The 19155-nt window shown below is 74.1% G+C and carries 12 protein-coding genes, 1 rRNA gene and 1 pseudogene; 6 read left to right on the top strand and 8 right to left on the bottom strand.

The genetic code is table 11. The features are described 5' to 3' along the window. Positions 1–286: 286 nt before the first annotated feature. A complete protein-coding gene (locus BMY40_RS13900) occupies positions 287–2839 on the top strand; it encodes a sensor histidine kinase (protein WP_093659268.1) in 2553 nt (850 codons plus the stop codon). A 59-nt stretch (positions 2840–2898) separates the two neighbouring features. Continuing rightward, positions 2899–3366: a DUF742 domain-containing protein gene (locus BMY40_RS13895; RefSeq protein WP_093659266.1), complete on the top strand. Its 468-nt coding sequence runs from the start codon at positions 2899–2901 to the stop codon at positions 3364–3366. A gap of 102 nt (positions 3367–3468) precedes the next feature. Here BMY40_RS13895 and BMY40_RS13890 read toward each other — a convergent pair whose 3' ends face one another. Then, positions 3469–4365: a Rieske (2Fe-2S) protein gene (locus BMY40_RS13890; RefSeq protein ID WP_245770077.1), complete on the bottom strand. Its 897-nt coding sequence runs from the start codon at positions 4363–4365 to the stop codon at positions 3469–3471. A gap of 311 nt (positions 4366–4676) precedes the next feature. On the opposite strand from BMY40_RS13890, the gene BMY40_RS13885 reads away from it, so the two are divergent. Next, the gene (locus BMY40_RS13885) at positions 4677–5327 is read left to right on the top strand and encodes a GTP-binding protein (protein ID WP_093659262.1); all 651 of its coding nucleotides are present in this window, start codon (positions 4677–4679) and stop codon (positions 5325–5327) included. A gap of 81 nt (positions 5328–5408) precedes the next feature. On the opposite strand, the gene glpK is transcribed toward BMY40_RS13885, so the two are convergent. The 5 genes and pseudogenes from glpK to BMY40_RS13860 all read right to left on the bottom strand — a co-directional run bounded on the left by glpK (position 5409) and on the right by BMY40_RS13860 (position 12910). Then, positions 5409–6929: a glycerol kinase GlpK gene (gene glpK / locus BMY40_RS13880; protein ID WP_093659260.1), complete on the bottom strand. Its 1521-nt coding sequence runs from the start codon at positions 6927–6929 to the stop codon at positions 5409–5411. A 96-nt stretch (positions 6930–7025) separates the two neighbouring features. Further along, positions 7026–7760: an MIP/aquaporin family protein gene (locus BMY40_RS13875; protein WP_093659258.1), complete on the bottom strand. Its 735-nt coding sequence runs from the start codon at positions 7758–7760 to the stop codon at positions 7026–7028. A 380-nt stretch (positions 7761–8140) separates the two neighbouring features. Next, positions 8141–9307: pseudogene (locus BMY40_RS28960) on the bottom strand (EAL domain-containing protein); the annotation flags it as partial. Between the two features lie 273 nt (positions 9308–9580). Further along, entirely contained in the window at positions 9581–10375 is a 795-nt protein-coding gene (locus tag BMY40_RS13865) for a M15 family metallopeptidase (protein WP_245770076.1), read from the bottom strand. 165 nt (positions 10376–10540) lie between these two features. Next, positions 10541–12910 (bottom strand): glycoside hydrolase family 31 protein, encoded by a 2370-nt coding sequence (locus BMY40_RS13860; RefSeq protein WP_093659252.1) that lies wholly within the window; start codon positions 12908–12910, stop codon positions 10541–10543. Between the two features lie 260 nt (positions 12911–13170). On the opposite strand from BMY40_RS13860, the gene BMY40_RS13855 reads away from it, so the two are divergent. Next, complete coding sequence (locus BMY40_RS13855; protein WP_093659250.1) at positions 13171–15204, top strand: acetoacetate--CoA ligase; 2034 nt, start codon at positions 13171–13173, stop codon at positions 15202–15204. A 77-nt stretch (positions 15205–15281) separates the two neighbouring features. Further along, positions 15282–16208 (top strand): hypothetical protein, encoded by a 927-nt coding sequence (locus BMY40_RS13850; RefSeq protein WP_093659248.1) that lies wholly within the window; start codon positions 15282–15284, stop codon positions 16206–16208. Positions 16209–16255: 47 nt separating this feature from the next. On the opposite strand, the gene ptsP is transcribed toward BMY40_RS13850, so the two are convergent. Continuing rightward, positions 16256–17926 (bottom strand): phosphoenolpyruvate--protein phosphotransferase, encoded by a 1671-nt coding sequence (gene ptsP / locus BMY40_RS13845; RefSeq protein WP_093659246.1) that lies wholly within the window; start codon positions 17924–17926, stop codon positions 16256–16258. Between the two features lie 111 nt (positions 17927–18037). Next, positions 18038–18487 carry a PTS sugar transporter subunit IIA gene (locus BMY40_RS13840; protein ID WP_093659244.1) on the bottom strand — a complete coding sequence of 150 codons (450 nt, stop codon included), beginning with the start codon at positions 18485–18487 and terminating at the stop codon, positions 18038–18040. 558 nt (positions 18488–19045) lie between these two features. Between BMY40_RS13840 and BMY40_RS13830 the strand changes: the two genes are divergently transcribed. Then, positions 19046–19155 (top strand): 16S ribosomal RNA (locus BMY40_RS13830); the annotation flags it as partial.

Raw genomic sequence — 19155 nt, 5'->3', positions numbered from 1 at the left:
TCGTCCTCATCCCGGTCCGATCGAAACTGATCGAAACCACCCGGTCCCCAGTCGGTCCTGCTCAGCCCCATGCGGTCTCCCCGTGCCCTGTCGTGCGCGCGTTCCCCGCGCACCGTGCGGCATCCGGCGTATCACAACACAGCGTCACAACAGCGCACGACAGGCGCCCGTACAGATGCCCGATGTCCCAAACGCGACCACGGCCGGTCCGTTGCCAGTAGTAGGCTCGCGCCGTTTGCTGAGGGAACCCATGCTCCCGCTCGGCGGGTTGGACACAGGGGAGGCCATGCGCTTTCGCGGCAAGTCGATCCGGCGGAAGATCATGGCGCTGCTGCTGGTCCCCCTGGTGGCGCTCACCTCCATCTGGGCGTTCGCCACTGTGATCACCGGCCGCGAGGCGGACCAGCTGCTCGACGCCGCGGCCGTCATGGGCGAACTCGGCGAACCGGTCCAGGAAACCGTCCTCGCCCTCCAGGCCGAGCGCCGCCACACCCTCGTCCACATCGCCGACCCACGCCGCTCCGACTCCCTGACGGCCCTGCATGACGGGCAGCGCGCCACCGACGAGGCGGTGGCGGCCCTGCGAGCCCGGGCGGAAGGAGAGGAGGTCCGCGGCGAGCTGGACGGTGATGCCCGCAGGCGCCTGGACGACCTCCTCGCCGCGCTCGGCCTGCTGGACAGGGTGCGCGCCCGGGTCGCGGACAACACCGCCGAGCGCCAGGACGCCTACGACGCGTACAACGCCCTCGTCGACCCCTGCCACGCCTTCCTCACCGGCATGCGCGGCGTCGACGACGTCCGGCTGGAGAGGGAGGGCCGCGCCCTCATCGGGCTCTCCCGCGCCCGCGAGTACCTCTCCCGTGAGGACGCCCTGCTGGCCGCCGCGTTCACCGCCGGCCGGATGACCGGGGAGCAGCTGCGGGCCGTCTCCGACCGGGTGGCCGAACGCGAACTCACCTACCGCACGCACCTGTCGATGCTTCCCGCCGAGGACCGGGAGAGGTACCAGAGGTTCTGGTCCGGCACCGACGGCCGGACCCTGCGCGCTGCCGAGGACGAGATCATCGGCGCCGGCGCCGCGGGAGCGGTGAAGGCCTTCGACGCGGAGCGCTGGCAGAAGACCTCCGGCACCGTCCTGGAGGAGCTGCGGCACATGGACCGGGAGACCGGCGAGCGCTACCACCGGCGCGTCGAACCGGAGGCCGCCTCCGTGCTGCTGCGGGCCGCGGTCGCCGGGATCCTGGGCTTCGCGGCCGTCGTCGTCTCCGTGGCCGTCTCCCTGCGCATCGGCCGCGGCCTGGTCCGCGACCTCGGCGCCCTGCGCAGGGAGGCGGGAGAGGCGGCGGGCGTACGGCTGCCCGGCGTCATGCGGCGGCTCGCCGCGGGCGAGCAGGTCGACGTGGAGACCGAGGCGCCGCGCCTGGAGTACGGACGCGACGAGATCGGGCAGGTCGGGCAGGCCCTCAACACCCTCCAGCGGGCCGCCGTCGAGGCCGCCGTCAGACAGGCGGACATGCGCCGCGGCGTCTCCGAGGTCTTCGTCAACCTCGCCCGCCGCAGCCAGGTGCTGCTGCACCGCCAGCTCACCCTGCTGGACGCGATGGAGCGCCGCACCGAGGACCCCGAGGAACTGGCCGACCTCTTCCGGCTCGACCACCTCACCACCCGTATGCGCCGCCATGCGGAGGGCCTGGTCATCCTCTCCGGCGCCACGCCCTCGCGCCAGTGGCGCAAACCCATCCCGCTGATGGACGTCGTCCGCGCCGCCGTCTCCGAGGTGGAGGACTACGAGCGCATCGAGGTGCGGCGGCTGCCCCCGCTCGCGGTCGACGGCGCCGCCATCGCCGACCTGACCCACCTCATCGCCGAACTCCTGGAGAACGCCACGGTGTTCTCGCCGCCGCACACCGCGGTCCAGGTGCTCGGCGAGCGGGTCCCCAGCGGCTTCGCCCTGGAGATCCACGACCGGGGTCTGGGCATGTCCCCCGACGCGCTGCTGGAGGCCAACCTCCGGCTCTCCGAGACGCCCGACTTCCGGCTCTCCGACACCGACCGGCTCGGCCTGTTCGTCGTCTCCCGGCTCGGCCGGCGCCAGAACGTCCGCGTCTCCCTGCAGCCCTCGCCCTACGGCGGCACCACAGCCGTCGTGCTCGTCCCGGGTGCGCTGCTCACCGAGGTCGCAGCCGCGCCCCGGAACGCCGTGGCGGCGGGGGAGGAGGCGGACGCCGCCGAGCACCGCGCCGGCGACCACGCCCGGACCGCCGCGGGGCTTCCGCTGCGCGGCGCCCGGCCCGCCATCGGAGCGGGCCGGGGCGGCCCCGTCGAACTGGAGCCGCCCGCCGGGGGCTTTGAGGAGGCCGGCGAGAGCGGCGGGGGCGTCGGAGCCCTTCTGCGCGGGCGTACCGTCAGCCACCGCGGTGAACCGGCACCGCGGCCCCCGTCGCACCACCGGTCCGGCGGGGGCGCAGGCACCGGACCCGTCCGGGAGCTTCGGCCCGGCACCGGCCGGATCCCGGACGGGGACGGCGACCAGGGCCCCGACCACGGCCGGGACCAGGACCAGAACCAGGGTGGTTACCGGAACCAAGGCCGGGACCGGGGACGGGACGCCGACCGGGCGCGCGCCCGGATGGCCTCGTTCCAGCACGGACTGCGGCGCGGCCGGCAGCGGAGCGCGAACTCCCCCGGCGGCTCGGGTGTGGACGGCTCGGAGGACGGGAACGGCTCGGACGGTGGGAACGGTTCGGACGACACGGCACCGCGACCGACACACTGGAGGGGGACGGCCGATGACCGCAGTGCACGGCACGGGGGAGGGCGCCATCCGGGCGACGGGTGAGCCGGAACGTCCGGGCGGCCCGCCCCGGCACGGCGCGACCGGTGCGGGGTGAGCCCGCCATGACGGACCGTTGGTTCGACGACGCCGCCGGACCGGTGGTGCGGCCGTACGCCATGACGCGCGGCCGCACCCGCAGCGCGACCGGAGGCCGCATCGACCCGGTCGCGCTGGTGGTCGCCGAGGCGGTGGACGGGCTTCCCGACGCACTCCCCGGCGCACTTCCGGAGGCCGGGCCGGGCGGTGCCCCCGGGGCCCGGCTCCCGACCCTCACCGGCGCGGCCGGTGCCAACGGCGACACCGGCGTCCTCGGCCCGGAGCACCTCGACATCGTCGCCCGGTGCCGCCGGGCCCCTCAGCCGGTCGCCGAACTGGCGGCCGTACTGGACCTGCCGGTGGGCGTCGTACGCGTCCTGGTCGGAGACCTCGTCGAGGCCGAGCTGGTCCGCGTCACCCGCCCCGTGCCCCCGGCCGAGCTGCCGGACGAGCGCATCCTGCGCGATGTGATCAACGGCCTGCGTTCGCTCTGAGCCCCTTCCGGGCGCCCGGACGCCTCGGGAGGACGCCCGGTGGCGCCCCCGGGCGTCCTCCGGGCGTCTTCGTGCCTCCCCGGAGGGCCGCGGGCGGCCCGCTCAGGCCGGCTCGCCCGACCCGGTCGATCCGGCCGATCCGGCCACGGAGCGGTGCGCCTCGACCGGATCCGCGACCAGGCGCGCCTCCACCCGGCCGTCCACCAGCCGGGTCTCGAAGACCGGCTGGGGGGATGTCGCGGGACCGCGTACGTTCCAGCCGTCCGCCAGGCGGAAGACGCTGCCGTGCCAGGGACACCGTACGCATCCGTCGGCGACCGTGCCCTGGGACAGCGGTCCGGCCATGTGGCTGCACCGGTCGGCCAGGGCGTGCACCTGTCCGCCGGTCTCGCGGACGACGACCACCGGTGTCTCGCCCACGTACCGCCGCACCGGCTCGCCTACCGGCAGGTCCGCCACGTCGCCGATGGGGTGCCAGCCGGGTTCGACCACGGCCGGCACATGCTCGGCGTGGTTGACGGCGGCGGCCTGCCGGTAGGCCAGGTGGCCGCCCAGGGCCCCTCCCACGCTCACCGCCGTCAGTCCCGCGAACCCCAGCAGACGGCCCCGGGCCCGCCGGCCGCGCAGCCGGGCGGTCAGCGAGGCCGAGTACAGGCCCACGGCCGCGACGTTCGCCGCGGCGTGCACCAGGCCGACCCGCATCTGCGGCTTGCGCAGCTCGGCCCAGTCCACCCAGCCCGCCAGGGCGGCCGGGGCGGCGGCCGCCAGACCCAGTCCCACCAGGGTGTCGGCGCCGCGGCGCTGCCCGGGCAGCAGGTCGAGCACGGCGGCGGACATCCAGGTCCCGATGGGGACCTGCACCATCAGCGGGTGCACCGCGTGGCCCAGCCAGCGGCCGTGCAGGGCGTCGCGTGCGCCGCCCAGTGGAAGCGCGCGCACGGCGCGCCGCAGCGGTCCGAGCGCGGCATCGAGACGCGGGGTGCTCTCCAGCCTCTCCACCGCGGTCAGTACCCGCCCCGGACCTTCGGGATCCGGAAGCGCGGAACGGGCGGCGGAACGGGCGGTCGAGAAGGCTGTACGGACGTTCCGAGAAACAGGCATACCGCCCAGTTCCCTGACGATACCGGCCGTAAACGACCCGCCGAGGTGGCGCAGACCCGTACTCGGCGGCACCCGGCGGTACTTGGCCGGATTCCGCCCCGGCCGCTCCGGGGACTTGTCGTCACCGCGCCGGTACGGAACGATCTCTTGCTCCGACGGGCGGCACCGCGGGGATGCGGGCCGCACTGCGAGATGCGGAGGAAGAACCGATGGTCTTCGCGGACTCCGGCGCCTGCCGGAAGCACCGGGGAAGCGCCGCCACCGCCGCGCCGGTGGCGCTGAAGGTGCTGGTGGCGGGCGGCCCCGGAGCGGGCAAGACCACCCTGGTCGGCTCCGCCAGCGAGGTCGGGCCGCTGCGCACCGAGGAGTTCCTGGAGGGGGTCCTTCCCCCGTCCGGCGGGAACGGGCAAGTGCGGGGAGCGGCGGAAGCGGGGGGACCCGGCGCGTGGAAGGCCGCCACCGTCGCCATGGACTTCGGCCGTATCACCCTGAGCGAGCGGCTGACCCTCTGCCTCCTGGCCGCCCCGGGACAGGAGTGCTTCCGGCCCCTGTGGGACGAACTGGCCCAGGGGGCGCTCGGCGCGGTGCTCCTCGCCGACACCCACCGCCCGCGCGACTGCCTCGGCGCGCTCGACCGCCTCCAGCGGCACGCCGTTCCGTACGCCGTGGCCGTCAACCGCTCCGACGGCGCCCGCCGGCCGTCGGAGGAGGCGGTGCGCACCGCGCTGGGACTGGACGCGGCGGTGCCGGTCCTGCGGTGCGACGTGCGCGACCGCGGCTCCGTGCGCGAGGTGCTGGCCTCGGTCGTCGAGCACGCCATGGCCGCCGGTGCCCCCCGGCGCGGCGAGAGCGCCCCCTGACCCCGCAAACCCCGCACGCTCCGTGCGCCCGGACCCCGGTGGGGGCCGGCTCCGGGGCCGGCCCCCACCGGGGAGGGCCGCTCAGTCGCCGTCCTCCTCCCAGCCGAAGCTGCGCTCGACGGCCTTGCGCCAGTTGCGGTGTTCCCGTTCACGCAGCTCCGCGTCCATCCGCGGGGTCCACTCGGCGTCCTTCTTCCAGTGCGCCCTGAGTTCCTCCAGGTCCGACCAGACCCCGGTGGCCAGACCGGCCGCGTACGCCGCGCCCAGGCAGGTGGTCTCGGAGATCACCGGCCGGATCACCGGCACCCCGAGCACATCCGCCTGGTGCTGCATCAGCAGTCCGTTGGCGGTCATGCCGCCGTCCACCTTGAGGCTGGTGATCTCCACCCCGGAGTCCTGGTACATCGCGTCGACGACCTCGCGCGTCTGCCAGCTCGTCGCCTCCAGCACGGCCCGCGCCAGGTGCGCCTTGGTGACGTAGCGGGTCAGGCCGGTGATGACGCCGCGCGCGTCCGAGCGCCAGTACGGGGCGAACAGACCGGAGAAGGCCGGGACGATGTACGCGCCGCCGTTGTCCTCCACGCTCGCGGCCAGGGGCTCGATCTCGGCGGCCTCCCTGATGATCCCGAGCTGGTCGCGGAACCACTGCACCAGGGCGCCGGTGATGGCGATCGAGCCCTCCAGGCAGTAGACGGGCCGCTCGCCGCCGAGCCGGTAGCCCACCGTGGTCACCAGACCGCTCTTGGAGGTCACCGGGCGGTGGCCGGTGTTCAGCAGCAGGAACGAGCCGGTGCCGTAGGTGTTCTTGGCGTCGCCGACGTCGTAGCAGGTCTGGCCGAAGACGGCGGCCTGCTGGTCGCCGAGCGCGGAGGCGACCGGCACCCCGGTGCTCGTCCCCACCGAGGTGGTGCCGTAGACCTCGGCCGAGGAGCGGATCTCGGGCAGCATCGCCTCGGGGATGCCCATGGCGTCCAGGATCGAGGAATCCCACTGGAGGGTCTCCAGGTTCATCAGCATCGTCCGGCTGGCGTTGGTGACGTCCGTGACGTGCACGCCGCCCTCCGTGCCTCCGGTGAGGTTCCAGATCAGCCAGGAGTCCATGGTGCCGAAGGCGATCTCGCCCGCGGCGGCGCGCTCGCGCAGCCCGGGCACGTGCTCCAGCAGCCAGGCGGCCTTCGGTCCGGAGAAGTAGCTGGCCAGCGGGAGCCCGGTCCGGTCGCGGAAGCGGTCCTGCCCCACGTCGCCGCCCAGCTCCCGGCAGAGCGCGGAGGTGCGGGTGTCCTGCCAGACGATGGCGTTGTGGACCGGTTTGCCGGTGGCGCGGTCCCACAGCACGGTCGTCTCGCGCTGGTTGGTGATGCCCAGCGCGCTCAGGTCGCGGCCGCGCAGTCCCGCCTTGGCGAGCGCTCCCGCGACCACGGCCTGGACCTTGGACCAGATCTCGGTGGCGTCGTGCTCCACCCAGCCGGGTTTGGGGAAGATCTGCCGGTGCTCGCGCTGGTCGACGGCGACGATCGCGCCGTCGTGGTCGAAGATGATGCAGCGGCTCGACGTGGTGCCCTGGTCGATCGCGGCGACGTAGGTGGCTGCGGTGTCCGTCATGGCGGTTCCTCCGGTCCCCTTCTGCTGGTTGTCCTCGGTCCTTCCCGCTCTTCCCGGTCCTTCTCCGTCCTTGGCTCCCGTTCCCCGCGGCCCGGGTCAGAAAGCGAGGTTGTAGATGAGTGCCCCGAGGACGCCGCCGATGATCGGCCCCACCACCGGAACCCAGGAGTACCCCCAGTCGGAGGTGCCCTTGTTGGGGATGGGCAGCAGCGTGTGGACGATGCGGGGGCCCAGGTCGCGGGCCGGGTTGATGGCGTAACCGGTGGGGCCGCCCAGGGACAGGCCGATCCCGACGACCAGCAGCGCGACGATGAGGAGCGCGGTGCCGGACTCGCCCAGGCCCCTGGTCAGGCCGAAGGCCAGGACCGGCAGCACCAGGGCGACGGTCGCGATGATCTCGGTGACCAGGTTGGCCACCGGGCTGCGGATCTCCGGGATCGTCGAGAAGATGCCGAGGGTCGGCATCGAGATGTCCTTGTCGCGGTTCAGCGCGAACTGGGAGTAGTAGACCAGCCAGGCCAGTACGGCGCCGAGCATCGCACCGACGATCTGCCCCGCGATGTAGACCGGGACCTTGTCCCAGTTCTCACCCGTCTGGGTGGCGATGCCGACGGTCACGGCGGGGTTGATGTGCCCCCCGGACAGCGGCGCCGCGGTGTAGGCGCCCGCGAGCACCCCGAAGCCCCATCCGAAGGCGATGACGATCCAGCCCGCGTTCTGCGCCTTGGAACGGTTGAGCGTGATGGCGGCGTTGACCCCCGCTCCGAAGAGGATCAGGATCGCCGTTCCGATGATCTCGCCGATGAAGATGTCGCTGCTGGGAAGGTTCATTGCCGCTCCTCCGTGCCCTCACCCCGGGCATCGGCCCCGGGCGTCCCTGCGGGGTGCGTTGTGCCGTGCCGGCGGGCCCGGCGGCACGGCACGGCACGGCCGCGCCCCGCCCGGCGTCCGCGACGAGCGTGCGTGTCCAGCGGAACCGCCCCGGGGAGCATCCGGCCATGGAGACCGACGTGCGGCGATACCGTCTGATAATCGGAAGTGTTCCTCCGGTGAGGAGGACCGTCAAGGCAACCCGCAGGGCGAGGAGGCCCGCTCCATCCCGCGCCCCGCGGCACGCCTCACCGGCGGCCGCCGGGGCCATCGGCCTGCCCGGCCGGACGGTCCGACGGCCCGGTGTCCCGCCCGTACACGGCTCAGCCCGCGCCCGGACGGGGCGTCCGGGCGAGCCGGTCCAGTCCCGGGGCGTCGTCCATACGGCTGTCGGCCAGCGCCCTGATCACCTCGGCCAGCCGCACCACCCCCACGCAGCGCCCCGCCTCGTCCACGACAGCCACGTCGTCGGCCGTACGGCTGCTGTCCCCGGCGGCCACCACGTCGAGCACCTCCCAGGCGGTGGCGCCCACCCGGACCGTGCGCGGCCGGTCCGCCAGCCGGACCGCGGGCCGGTCGGCGTACAGGGCGTGGCCGTACCGGCCCGACATGGCCAGCAGGAAGCGGTCCCGGTCCACCGCGCGCACCGGCACCCCGTCGGGGTCCACCAGCAGCACCCCGGTCACCTCCGGCGAGCCGGTGAGCAGCGCCCGCACCTGGGAGGCGGAGGCCGACAGCGGCAGCAGGGCCGCGGGGTGCAGGAACTCGGCGACCGGCGGCCCCTGCGAGCCGCTCCCGGCCGGCGGAGCGGCGGGCGGGCACACCGGCACGCGGACCTCGACGGCGGGACGGCGCGCGGGCGGAGCGAACAGATGTCCCTGCGCCAGATGCGCGCCGACCGCACGCGCGGACGCGTACTGCAACTCGGTCTCCACCCCCTCGACGGCCAGCAGGGCGCCGACTCCGTCGCAGAACCGCCGCAGCCCGGCGACCGCCGCACGGTAGGCGGGCCGGTGCGGCAGCCCGGCCACGACCTCGGCGTCCACCTTGAGCAGGTCGGGGGAGAGGTCGGCGAGCAGCAGCAGCGGCGGATCCCCGGCGCCGACCCCGTCCACGCAGATCCGGAAGCCGTCCTCACGCAGCGCGCCGACCGCCGACACCAGCGCCCCACGGGGCGCCGGCCCCGGCTGCGGGACGATGTCGAGCGTCACCTCCCACGGCCGGCGGCCGGCGTCCCGCACGGCCCGGCGCAGCGCGGCGAGGTCGCCGAGACCGGCGAGGGTGGCGGCGAAGACGTTGACGTGGAGGGGCAGTAACCCCTCCCGGCGCGCGGCGGACCGCAGGGCCAGCGCGGCCAGCTCGGCGTCCAGCTCCGGGTCGCGGCACGCCTCGGCCACGACGTCACCCCCCTCGGAGCGGGCCAGGACCTCCAGGGCCGTCACGGAACCGGTCCCCAGGTCCACGACCGGCTGATAGGCGAATCGGAGTTGGCTCGTCCAGGCACGCACGACACCAGGATGCTGCCGGCCCAGGCGCCCGGAGGCGTTGTTCGCGCAGAGTTCACGAGCATTTCCGTGCCGCGGGCCCCGCCCCGGACGTGGACGGAAGGTCCGGGAAATGTCGCGAACGGGTGACAGCGCGGCGGCCCCAGAACCGCCGCAGAGCGGGCCGCGTCCCCACCACCGGATGACGGCGGTACGGGACCCACGGGGGTGGTGCCGTACCGCCGCTCCGCACCCGGGCGCACCGGCGCCGGGCGGTGCACACCGGCGGGGAGGGGCTCAGCGGCCGGTGAGCGACCTGGGGTGCACGGGGAAGTCGAAATAGGTGTCGGGGAACGGCTCCCGCCGGAAGCTGTAGTGCCACCACTCGGCCTCGTAGTTCACGAAGCCCACCTCCTCCAGCGCCTCCTTCAGCAGCAGCCGGTTGGCCCGCTGCTCACCGGTGATCCGCGGGTCCAGGGTGTGCGACAGGGTGTCGAAGCAGTCGTAGCCCGTCCCCATGTCCACCGAGTTGTCCGGGAAGCGCTCCTCCCGCGGCGCGAAGCACGGCGTCAGCGGCTCACCCGGCACGTACGGCCGGGTCGGCCAGGCGGGCAGCCGCACCAGGGTCAGATCGACGGTGCTGCCCCGGCTGTGCCCGGAGCGCTCGGCGATGTACCCGTCCGAGAACAGCCGCGTCTTGTCCACCCGGGGGTAGAACTCCTCCTTCATCCGCTGGTCGCCGAGGTCCTGCGCCCACTCCACGAAGTGGTCCACCGCCCGCTGGGGGCGGTAGCAGTCGTAGACCTTCAGCGAGTACCCCCGCCACAGCAGCTTCCACTGCGCCCGGCGCAGCGCCTCGGCGGCGTCGCGGGTCAGCAGGCACATCGGCTTGCGGTACCCGTCGATGGGATCGCCGACGAAGTTGTGCGCGGTGGTGTAGCGGATCTCCTGGAGGATCGTCGGATCCACCTCGGAGAGCGCCACGAACTCCGGCGGCGCCTTCGGCTCCGGCTCGGCCCGCGCGGCCGGCGCCGCGGCGACGAGGACGGCGGGGGCCAGGAGCACGGCGAGCACGAGGAGGACCGCGGCCACCGGGGATCGCGCCCCGGTCCTTCGGGCGGAGGACTTCCCGGCCGGCCGCGCGGACGGCGATGTGATCGGTTCCCTGATCGGCATGACCCCTCCGTCTACCAGGTGCCCGGTGCGTCTCGGAAGAGCGCCCGCGCGCCCCGCGCGGTCCCTGCGCCCTCCGTGCGCTCACGCCCCCGCGCCGCGCACCCGCACCGGGTACCCCACTTCCGAGGCCCCCTCCCGCGCCACCACCACCTCCCGGCCCAGCATCCGCACCGAGAACCGCTCCAGCTCCACCCGCCCGAAGCCGTCCCCCGGGTCCGCGGCGACCACCCCGCCGCCCGTGCGCCCGGGCGGCGGAGCCCACACCTCCAGCTCGATCCCGCCCCCCGGCCCGGCCACCGGCACCACCGACCCCGCCCGGGCCAGCACCGGTATCCGTGCCGGCGGAGCCTCGACGACCACCTGACCCGGGCCCCTGTGCACCCGTCCCGTGGCCGTGTCGTACCACCGCCCGCGCGGCAGCCGCACGGTACGGCGCACCACCCCCGGCTCCAGCACCGGCGCCACCAGCAGCGCGTCCCCCAGCAGGAACGCGTCCTCGCACTCCCGCAGCGCCCGGTCCTTCGGCGCGGCCCACCACAGCGGACGCACGTACGGAGCCCCCGAGCGGTGCGCCAGCCGGGCCAGCGTCGCGAAGTACGGCAGCAGCCGCTCCCGCTCGCGCAGCGCCGCCCGCGCGTGCCCCAGTACCTCCGGACCGAACTCCCACGGCTCCAGCCGCCCGGAGCCCGGCACGGCGAAGGTGCGGAACAGCGGCAGGTACGCGGCCAACTGGAACCAGCGCAGATACAGCTCCGGCGACGGCCGGGGCGCCCCCGCAGGACCCCCCACGTCCGCACCGCAGTACGGCACCCCGCACAGCCCCAGACCGATCACCTGGGCGAGCGCGTCCCGCAGCCCCTCCCAGCCGGCCGACGCCTGGTCCGTCCAGGTGCCGCCGTAGCGCTGCAGCCCCGCCCAGCCCGAGCGCGACAGCAGGAACGGCCACTCATGGGGCCGCAGGCCCCGCAGCCCCTCGAAACCCGCGCGGGCCATGGCCAGGGCGTAGACGTTGTGCGCCTCCCGGTGGTCGCCGCCGCGCGACTCCAGGCAGTGCCCGGCCGAACGCGGCAGCGTCGGATCGCCGACGACGGCGAGGGAGACCGGATCGTTCATCTCGTGGCAGAACCCGGCGAACCCCCGCGCCAGCCGCTCGGAGTACAGCCCTCCCCACCACTTGCGCACCCGTGGATCGGTGAAGTCCGGGTACACCGACTCACCCGCCAGGCCCAGCCCGCGCACCGGCCCGCCCAGCGGATCCCGGACGAAGGCGTCCTCGTCCCGCCCGCCGTCGTACACCGCGTCGCCCGGCTCCGCCCGCACCGCGGGATCGACGCACGACACCAGCCGCACCCCGCCCCCCTCCGCCCCGCGCAGCGAGGCCGCCAGAGCCGGCAGATCCGGGAACCGCCCGGAATCCACCGTGAACCCCCGCCGCCCCCGGTGGTGGCCCGCCCCCAGGTGCACGGCGCTCAACGGCAGCCCCCGCTCGGCGTACCCCGCCACCACCCGCCGCACCTCGTGCTCGCCCCCCGCCCCCCACAGGCCCGCCTGGTGGCCCAGCGCCCACCGCGGCGGCAGCACGGGCGCACCCGTCAGCGCCCGCCAGCCGTGCAGCACCCGCGAGGGCGCACCCGTCAGCACCCAGTAGCGCAGCGGCCCGCCCGACATCCGCACCTCGCACCGGCCCGGCCGGTCATGCCCGGAACCCGCCCCCTCCACGCCCTCGCGCAGCGTCACCACGCCGTCCCAGGAGTTGTCGTGGAAGAGCAGATGACCGCCCGCGTCCGCCACCACCCACAGCACCGGCATCGTCAGCGACCGCGTGCCGCGCCCGGTCCGGAACGGAGCCGGGCCCGCGTTCCACAGCCGGTACGGGCCGCCGCGCAGCCTCGGTCCGGGCGCCCGCCCGCCCAGGCCGAAGAACCGCGCGTCCGCCGGCACCTCCGAGCGCTGCGTCCAGCGGCTCCCCGCACCCCCCTCCGCACCGTCCGCCGGCTCCCACCAGCGCGGCGGCAGGTCACGCCGCAGCACCACACCGCCCGGGGTGCGCACCTCCACAGCACCCAGCCGGGTCACCGTCACCAGCACCCGCTCGGAGACCACCCGCCAGCCGCCGTCCTTGTCCGGCTCCAGCACCGCCCGCGGGTCCGCCTGCGGATACGCGCCCGCCAGCGCGTACGACGGCTCGGGCCCCGCGCCGTCCCAGCCGCAGAACACCATTCCGCCCGCCGTCACCCGCACCCGCAGCGACGACCGCTCGAAGTGCACCACGCCGCCGCCCGGCCGCGGCTCGGCCCCCCGCGCCGGACCCGGCACCCGCGCCCGCTCCCGGCCGCCGCGCGGCAGCGTCCGGGCGTCCATGCGCCGGCCCCGCCACGCGGACCGGGCCGCACGCAACCCCTGCGCCGCACCGACCAACCTCACCGACCGCACCAGGCCACGTGCATCCATGCTGATCAGAGTGCCATCACCGACGAGCGGCCGACGTCCCGTTCAACCGCCGTTCACCGAACGTCCCCCCGTGGTTGCACCACACCGTCCGGCCTCCCGGTATGGGGGACCAGCCCTGGTGCGGAAACCGATCACATGGCACAGTCCTGGCACAGTCCTCTACAGCCGCCGCGCACCCGCACACCCCCGGCCACCATCCCAGGGGCCGAGCGGTGCGGGGAGGCGAACGCACACGAAGCGTGGGAAACACGGGAGCCGCCATGACCGCCGCGCACAGCGCCGCACCGACGACCGCAGAGCAGCCGGAGCCCCTGTGGAGCCCCGGCCCCGACCGGATCGAGGGCGCCCGGATCACCCGCTTCCAGGCATGGGCGGCCGAACGCTTCGGAGCCCCGGCCGCCGTACCCGGCGACCCGGCCGCGAGCTACGCCGCGCTGCACCGCTGGTCCGCCGAGGAGCTCGAGGCCTTCTGGCGGGCGGTCACCGAGTGGTTCGACGTACGCTTCGCCACCCCGTACGAGGCCGTCCTCGCCGACCCCGCCATGCCCGGCGCCCGCTGGTTCCCCGGCGCCACCCTCAACTACGCCGAACACGCCCTGCGCGCCGGCGAGGACCCCGCCCGCGCCGACACCCCCGCCCTGCTGTACGTCGACGAGAGCCACGAGCCGACCTCCGTCACCTGGGCGGAGCTGCGCCGCCAGGTCGGCTCGCTGGCCGCCGAACTGCGCCGCCTCGGGGTGCGCCCCGGCGACCGCGTCAGCGGCTACCTGCCCAACATCCCCCAGGCCGCCGTCGCCCTGCTGGCCACCGCCGCCGTCGGCGGAGTGTGGACCTCCTGCGCCCCCGACTTCGGCGCCCGCAGCGTCCTGGACCGCTTCCAGCAGGTCGAACCGGTCGTCCTGTTCACCGTCGACGGCTACCGCTACGGCGGCAAGCGGCACGACCGCACCGACACCGTCGCCGAACTGCGCCGCGAACTGCCCTCCCTGCGCGCCGTCGTCCACATCCCCCTGCTCGGCACCCCGGCCCCCGAAGGCACCCTGGAGTGGGACGCCCTGACCGCCGCCGACGGCACGTCGGCCGAACCGGTCTTCGAGCACCTCCCCTTCGACCACCCGCTGTGGGTGCTGTACTCCTCCGGCACCACCGGACTGCCCAAAGCCATCGTCCAGTCCCAGGGCGGCATCCTGGTCGAGCACCTCAAGCAGCTCGGCCTCCACTGCGACCTCGGTCCCGGCGACCGCTTCTTCTGGTACACCTCCACCGGCTGGATGATGTGGAACTTCCTCGTCTCCGGCCTTCTCACCGGCACCACCGTGGTCCTCTACGACGGCAGCCCCGGCCACCCCGGCACCGACGCCCAGTGGCGCGTGGCCGAGCGCACCGGCGCCACCTTCTACGGCACCTCCGCCGCATACGTCATGGCGTGCCGCAAGGCCGACGTCCACCCCGGCCGCGACCTCGACCTCTCCCGCGTCAGGTGCGTCGCCACCACCGGCTCCCCCCTCCCGCCCGACGGATTCCGCTGGATCCACGACGAGGTCGCCGAGGACATGTGGATCGCCTCCGTCAGCGGCGGCACCGACGTGTGCAGCTGCTTCGCCGGCGCCGTCCCCACCCTCCCCGTCCACATCGGCGAACTCCAGGCCCCCTGCCTGGGCACCGACCTGCAGTCCTGGGACCCGCACGGCAAGCCGCTGGTCGACGAGGTCGGCGAACTGGTCGTCACGCGCCCCATGCCGTCCATGCCGATCCGCTTCTGGAACGACGCGGACGGCTCCCGCTACCGCGACAGCTACTTCGAGATGTTCCCCGGCGTGTGGCGGCACGGCGACTGGACCACCCTCACCTCGCGCGGCACCGTCGTCATCCACGGCCGCTCCGACTCCACCCTCAACCGGCAGGGCGTCCGCATGGGCTCGGCCGACATATACGAAGTCGTCGAACGCCTCCCGGAGATCCGCGAGTCCCTCGTCATCGGCGCGGAACAGCCCGACGGCGGCTACTGGATGCCCCTGTTCGTCCACCTCGCCGAGGGCGCCGTCCTCGACGACGCCCTGCGCGACCGCATCAGGCGCGCCATCCGCGAACAGCTCTCGCCCCGGCACGTCCCCGACGAGATCATCGAGGTGAAGGGCGTCCCCCACACCCTCACCGGCAAGCGGCTGGAGGTCCCGGTCAAGCGCCTCCTCCAGGGCGCCGACCTCGACAAGGCGGTCAACCCCGGCTCGGTCGACGACGTCAGCCTCCTCCGCTTCTACGAGCGCCTGGCCCGGGAGCGCCGCGCCTCCTGACCCGCCCGGAGGCCCGTTGTCAGCCCCCTCGATTACGGTGAGTCACCAGATGAACGCACCATCGAGGGGGAGACGACATGGCACACCACGGGAGGCGCGGCCGCCGCGGGCCGGAGACGGCGCGACGAGCCCTGCGCCGCGAGGCGCCCAGCACGGTCGCCGTCGTGGCCGACCCGGCCGGCTTCGCGGCCATGCGCCGCTACACCACGTTCGCCTTCGACGACCACCACCGCTACCTGCGGCAGACGGAAGGACTGCTGCGCTCGCTCACCGCCCAGGGCGTCCACACCCGCGTCGGCCTCTTCGAACCGGACGACTACGCGCACTTCTGCGCGCAGGAGCGGATCGACCCCGACACCCCGGACAGCCGTGCGCGCTACGTGGCCGAGATCGCCGCCACCGGGGCCACCGTCCGCTACCGGGGCCAGCCCCTGGACCGGCTGCTGCCCCTGCTGCTCGACGGCTGGGAGCGGCAGGAGGCCGGGGAGCGCGCCACCGACGCCCTCACAGGCCTCGGCACCTGCCCCGGCTGCGGAAAGGACCTCGGACAGGAGGCCCTCGACGCCGCCGCCGTCATCCTGGACCGGCTCACCGCCGGAGCCGGTCCGGGCACCCACCACCTGGTGTGCAGCGTCACCGGGGCCACCGGCCCCCTGGCCGCCGTCCTGCGCATCGAGCGCACACCGCGCGGCGGAACGGAGCCGGCCACCGCCGAGGAATCGGCCTTCCGCACGGTGCTCGCCTCAGGACTGGCCACCGGACGCCCCGGGGGAGTGGTGATGCGCACCACCCGCGACGGGAACGAGGAGGTGCGCGGCTGGAGCCTGAAAGGCGGCCGCCTCCGCCCGCTCACCGAGGCGGAGGTCTTCTCCGCCTACTGCACCGACAGCCGTACGGGGGACCCGGTCCCGCCGGAGCCCGGTCTCACCTACCGGGCCGGCTTCCCGCTGCCGGAGCACACGGCGGAGGAGCGACGGCACGGGCGACGGGAGGAGGACCGCTGACCCCCGCCCCCGGGAGCCCGGCCGTCCCGCCGCGGGGCGGCCGGACCTCACTCCCCGGAGAGCACCGACTGCGCGGCCGCCCGCGCCTGCTCACCGCCGTCCGAGGCACGCGCGGCGGACGCCGCGCGCTCGCACTGGGCCATGGTGCGCCTGGACAGCTCCGCGCGTACGTAGGGGATGGCCTTGGCACCCATGGACAGACTCGTGACGCCCAGCCCGACCAGCACACACGCGAGCAGCGGATCGGAGGCGGCCTCACCGCAGACGCCGCAGCTCTTGCCCTCCGCGCCGGCCGCCTCCGCGGCCATCGCCACCAGGTCCAGCAGCGCCGGCTGCCACGGATCCTGGTAGCGGGCCAGAGCTCCCGCCTGCCGGTCGGCGGCGAAGGTGTACTGCGCCAGGTCGTTGGTCCCCAGCGACAGGAACTCCACCTCCTGGAGCACCGAACGGGCCCGCAGCGCCGCCGAGGGGACCTCCACCATCACGCCGAACTTCGCCCGCAGCCCCGCGTCCCGGCAGGCATCGGCGAACGCCCTGGCGTCGGCCCGGTCGGCGACCATCGGCGCCATGACCTCCAGATACACCGGCAGCCCCTCGGCGGCCCTTGCGAGCGCCCGCAACTGGGTGCGCAGCACCTCGGGATGGCCGAGCAGCGTACGCAGCCCGCGCACGCCCAGCGCGGGATTGGGCTCCTCGGCCGGGGTGAGGAAATCCAGCGGCTTGTCCGCGCCCGCGTCCAGCACCCGCACCACGACGCGCCCCTCCGGGAACGCCTCCAGCACCTGCCGGTACGCCTCCACCTGCTTCTTCTCCGACGGAGCCTTCCCACCGGAGTCCAGGAAGAGGAACTCGGTACGGAACAGGCCGACGCCCTCGGCGCCCGCCTCCACCGCGTCCGCCACATCCGCCGGACCGCCGATGTTCGCCAGCAGCGGCACCTTGTGCCCGTCGGAGGTCGCACCCGGACCGGTGGCGGACGCGAGCGCCGCCCTCCGCTCCTCGGCGACCCTGAGCATCTCCTCCCGCTGCTCCGGGTCCGGATCCACGGTGACCACGCCCGTACTGCCGTCCACCGCGACGACCGTCCCCTCGGCCAGCTCGACGGCGCCCCGCAGCGCCACCACCGCGGGCACTCCCAGCGCCCGGGCCAGAATGGCGCTGTGACTGGTGGGGCCGCCCTCCTCGGTCAAGAAACCGAGGACGAGCGACGGATCCAGCAGCGCGGTGTCCGCGGGCGCCAGATCACGCGCCACCAGCACATAGGGCCTGTCGCTGTTCGGCACTCCCGGCATCGGGACCCCGAGCAGCCGGGCGACGATGCGGTTCCGTACGTCGTCCAGGTCCGCGACCCGTCCGGCGAGGTAGTCGCCGGCGCCCGCGAGCAGCGCCCGGTAGGCGGCGAGGGCGTCGTACACCGCACGCTCGGCGGTGCTGCCCACGGCGATGCGCCGCTCGACATCGGCGATCAGCTCCGGATCCCGGGCCATCATGGCCTGCGCCTCCAGCACGGCCTGCGCCTCACCGCCCGCGAGGTTCCCCCGCGCGACCAGGTCGGCGGCCACGGCCTCCACCGCCTGACGCGCTCGCCTCAACTCGGTCGGTACCGCCTCCCCGGTGATTCGCCGGGTCGGCGGCTCCAGCTCGGCGGTGCCCATGTGCCGCACCTCGCCGATCGCCGCCCCGTGGCTGACCCCGATCCCTCGAAGTGTTGTCTCCATCTCACCCTCACCCGTCTCCGAATCTCCGGCCGGTTCCGTCTCGTAGGCGGGACGCGTCCGCCTCCTGCCCGCCGACCGCGAAGACCTCAAGGCCGGCGAGGGGGCGATGGATCACCGCCAGGTGAACAGCGTGCCGCCGGAGGGCACGTCGACGCCCTCGGCCACGTCGGCCAGCGCGTCGGGTGTGGCCTCCAGAGCGACGACCGGGCACACCGGAGACTTCCCCGCGGCCTCCACCTCGACCGGGTTCCAGCGGACGATCGGGTCACCGCGCCGCACGGTGTCGCCCTTGGCCGCCAGCAACTCGAAACCCTGGCCGTTCAGCTGCACGGTGTCGATACCCAGATGAGTCAGCACCCCGTGCCCCTCACCGTCCACGACGACGAAGGCGTGTGCGTGCAGCGAGACGACGATGCCGTCGACCGGAGCCACGGCGACGGACGGTTCACGGACCGGGTCGACGGCGGTCCCGGGCCCCACCATCACTCCGGAGAACACCGGATCCGGCACGGCCGCGAGGCCGATGGCACGTCCGGCCAGTGGGGACGTCACGGTGGTCATGGAAAGCCTCCCAGGCGCGGAGACCGAGCGGTCACCGTCGTCGTGTGTCCTGAGTTGTCCTGAATCGGCGCACTGATCAGAAGCGTATGACATGGGAACCTCCGGTTCCGGGGAGCGCGCGCGTGGCGGCCTGTCCGGGACTGCCGGAGCGATTTGCCTCTGCATCCACCTGCCTGTACTCTCGTACCTCCGTCCGGCGCCAGTGGCGCCAGTGACGTCCGACCTCATCTCCCTCCGAGAAACCGGTTCGGTTCTGCGCGTTCGCGGACAAGACCCGGATTTCAGAATTCGGAGGAGAGGCTGATAGTGTCGGAGACACCGAAGGGAAGCGCCCGGAGGGGCCCCGAATAGGGGTGCCGAAGGAAGCGTCCGTTCCTTGAGAACTCAACAGCGTGCCAAAAGTCAACGCCAGATATGTTGATACCCCGTCGCTCCTCCGGTCCGGAGGAGTCGATGAGGTTCCTTTGAAACACACAGCGAGGACGCTGCGCACCGCGGGAATCATTCCTTCCCGCCGGTGCCGCTCTGCGCGATGTGCCCCGGAGTTCCGGGACAGCATTCACGGAGAGTTTGATCCTGGCTCAGGACGAACGCTGGCGGCGTGCTTAACACATGCAAGTCGAACGATGAACCACTTCGGTGGGGAAGAGTGGCGAACGGGTGAGTAA

This window comes from Streptomyces radiopugnans, assembly GCF_900110735.1.
Lineage (GTDB): Bacteria > Actinomycetota > Actinomycetes > Streptomycetales > Streptomycetaceae > Streptomyces > Streptomyces radiopugnans.
Note: the sequence above shows the minus strand (reverse complement) of the source record. Positions and strands in the feature narration are given on the sequence as shown.

What these genes read in the sequence shown, in the direction of transcription:
- BMY40_RS13900 (WP_093659268.1), top strand. Translation starts at nt 287, where the DNA reads ATGCGCTTTCGCGGCAAGTCGATCCGGCGGAAGATCATGGCGCTGCTG.
- BMY40_RS13895 (WP_093659266.1), top strand. Translation starts at nt 2,899, where the DNA reads ATGACGGACCGTTGGTTCGACGACGCCGCCGGACCGGTGGTGCGGCCG.
- BMY40_RS13885 (WP_093659262.1), top strand. Translation starts at nt 4,677, where the DNA reads ATGGTCTTCGCGGACTCCGGCGCCTGCCGGAAGCACCGGGGAAGCGCC.
- glpK (WP_093659260.1), bottom strand. Translation starts at nt 6,929, where the DNA reads ATGACGGACACCGCAGCCACCTACGTCGCCGCGATCGACCAGGGCACC.
- BMY40_RS13875 (WP_093659258.1), bottom strand. Translation starts at nt 7,760, where the DNA reads ATGAACCTTCCCAGCAGCGACATCTTCATCGGCGAGATCATCGGAACG.
- BMY40_RS13860 (WP_093659252.1), bottom strand. Translation starts at nt 12,910, where the DNA reads ATGGATGCACGTGGCCTGGTGCGGTCGGTGAGGTTGGTCGGTGCGGCG.
- BMY40_RS13855 (WP_093659250.1), top strand. Translation starts at nt 13,171, where the DNA reads ATGACCGCCGCGCACAGCGCCGCACCGACGACCGCAGAGCAGCCGGAG.
- BMY40_RS13850 (WP_093659248.1), top strand. Translation starts at nt 15,282, where the DNA reads ATGGCACACCACGGGAGGCGCGGCCGCCGCGGGCCGGAGACGGCGCGA.
- ptsP (WP_093659246.1), bottom strand. Translation starts at nt 17,926, where the DNA reads ATGGAGACAACACTTCGAGGGATCGGGGTCAGCCACGGGGCGGCGATC.
- BMY40_RS13840 (WP_093659244.1), bottom strand. Translation starts at nt 18,487, where the DNA reads ATGACCACCGTGACGTCCCCACTGGCCGGACGTGCCATCGGCCTCGCG.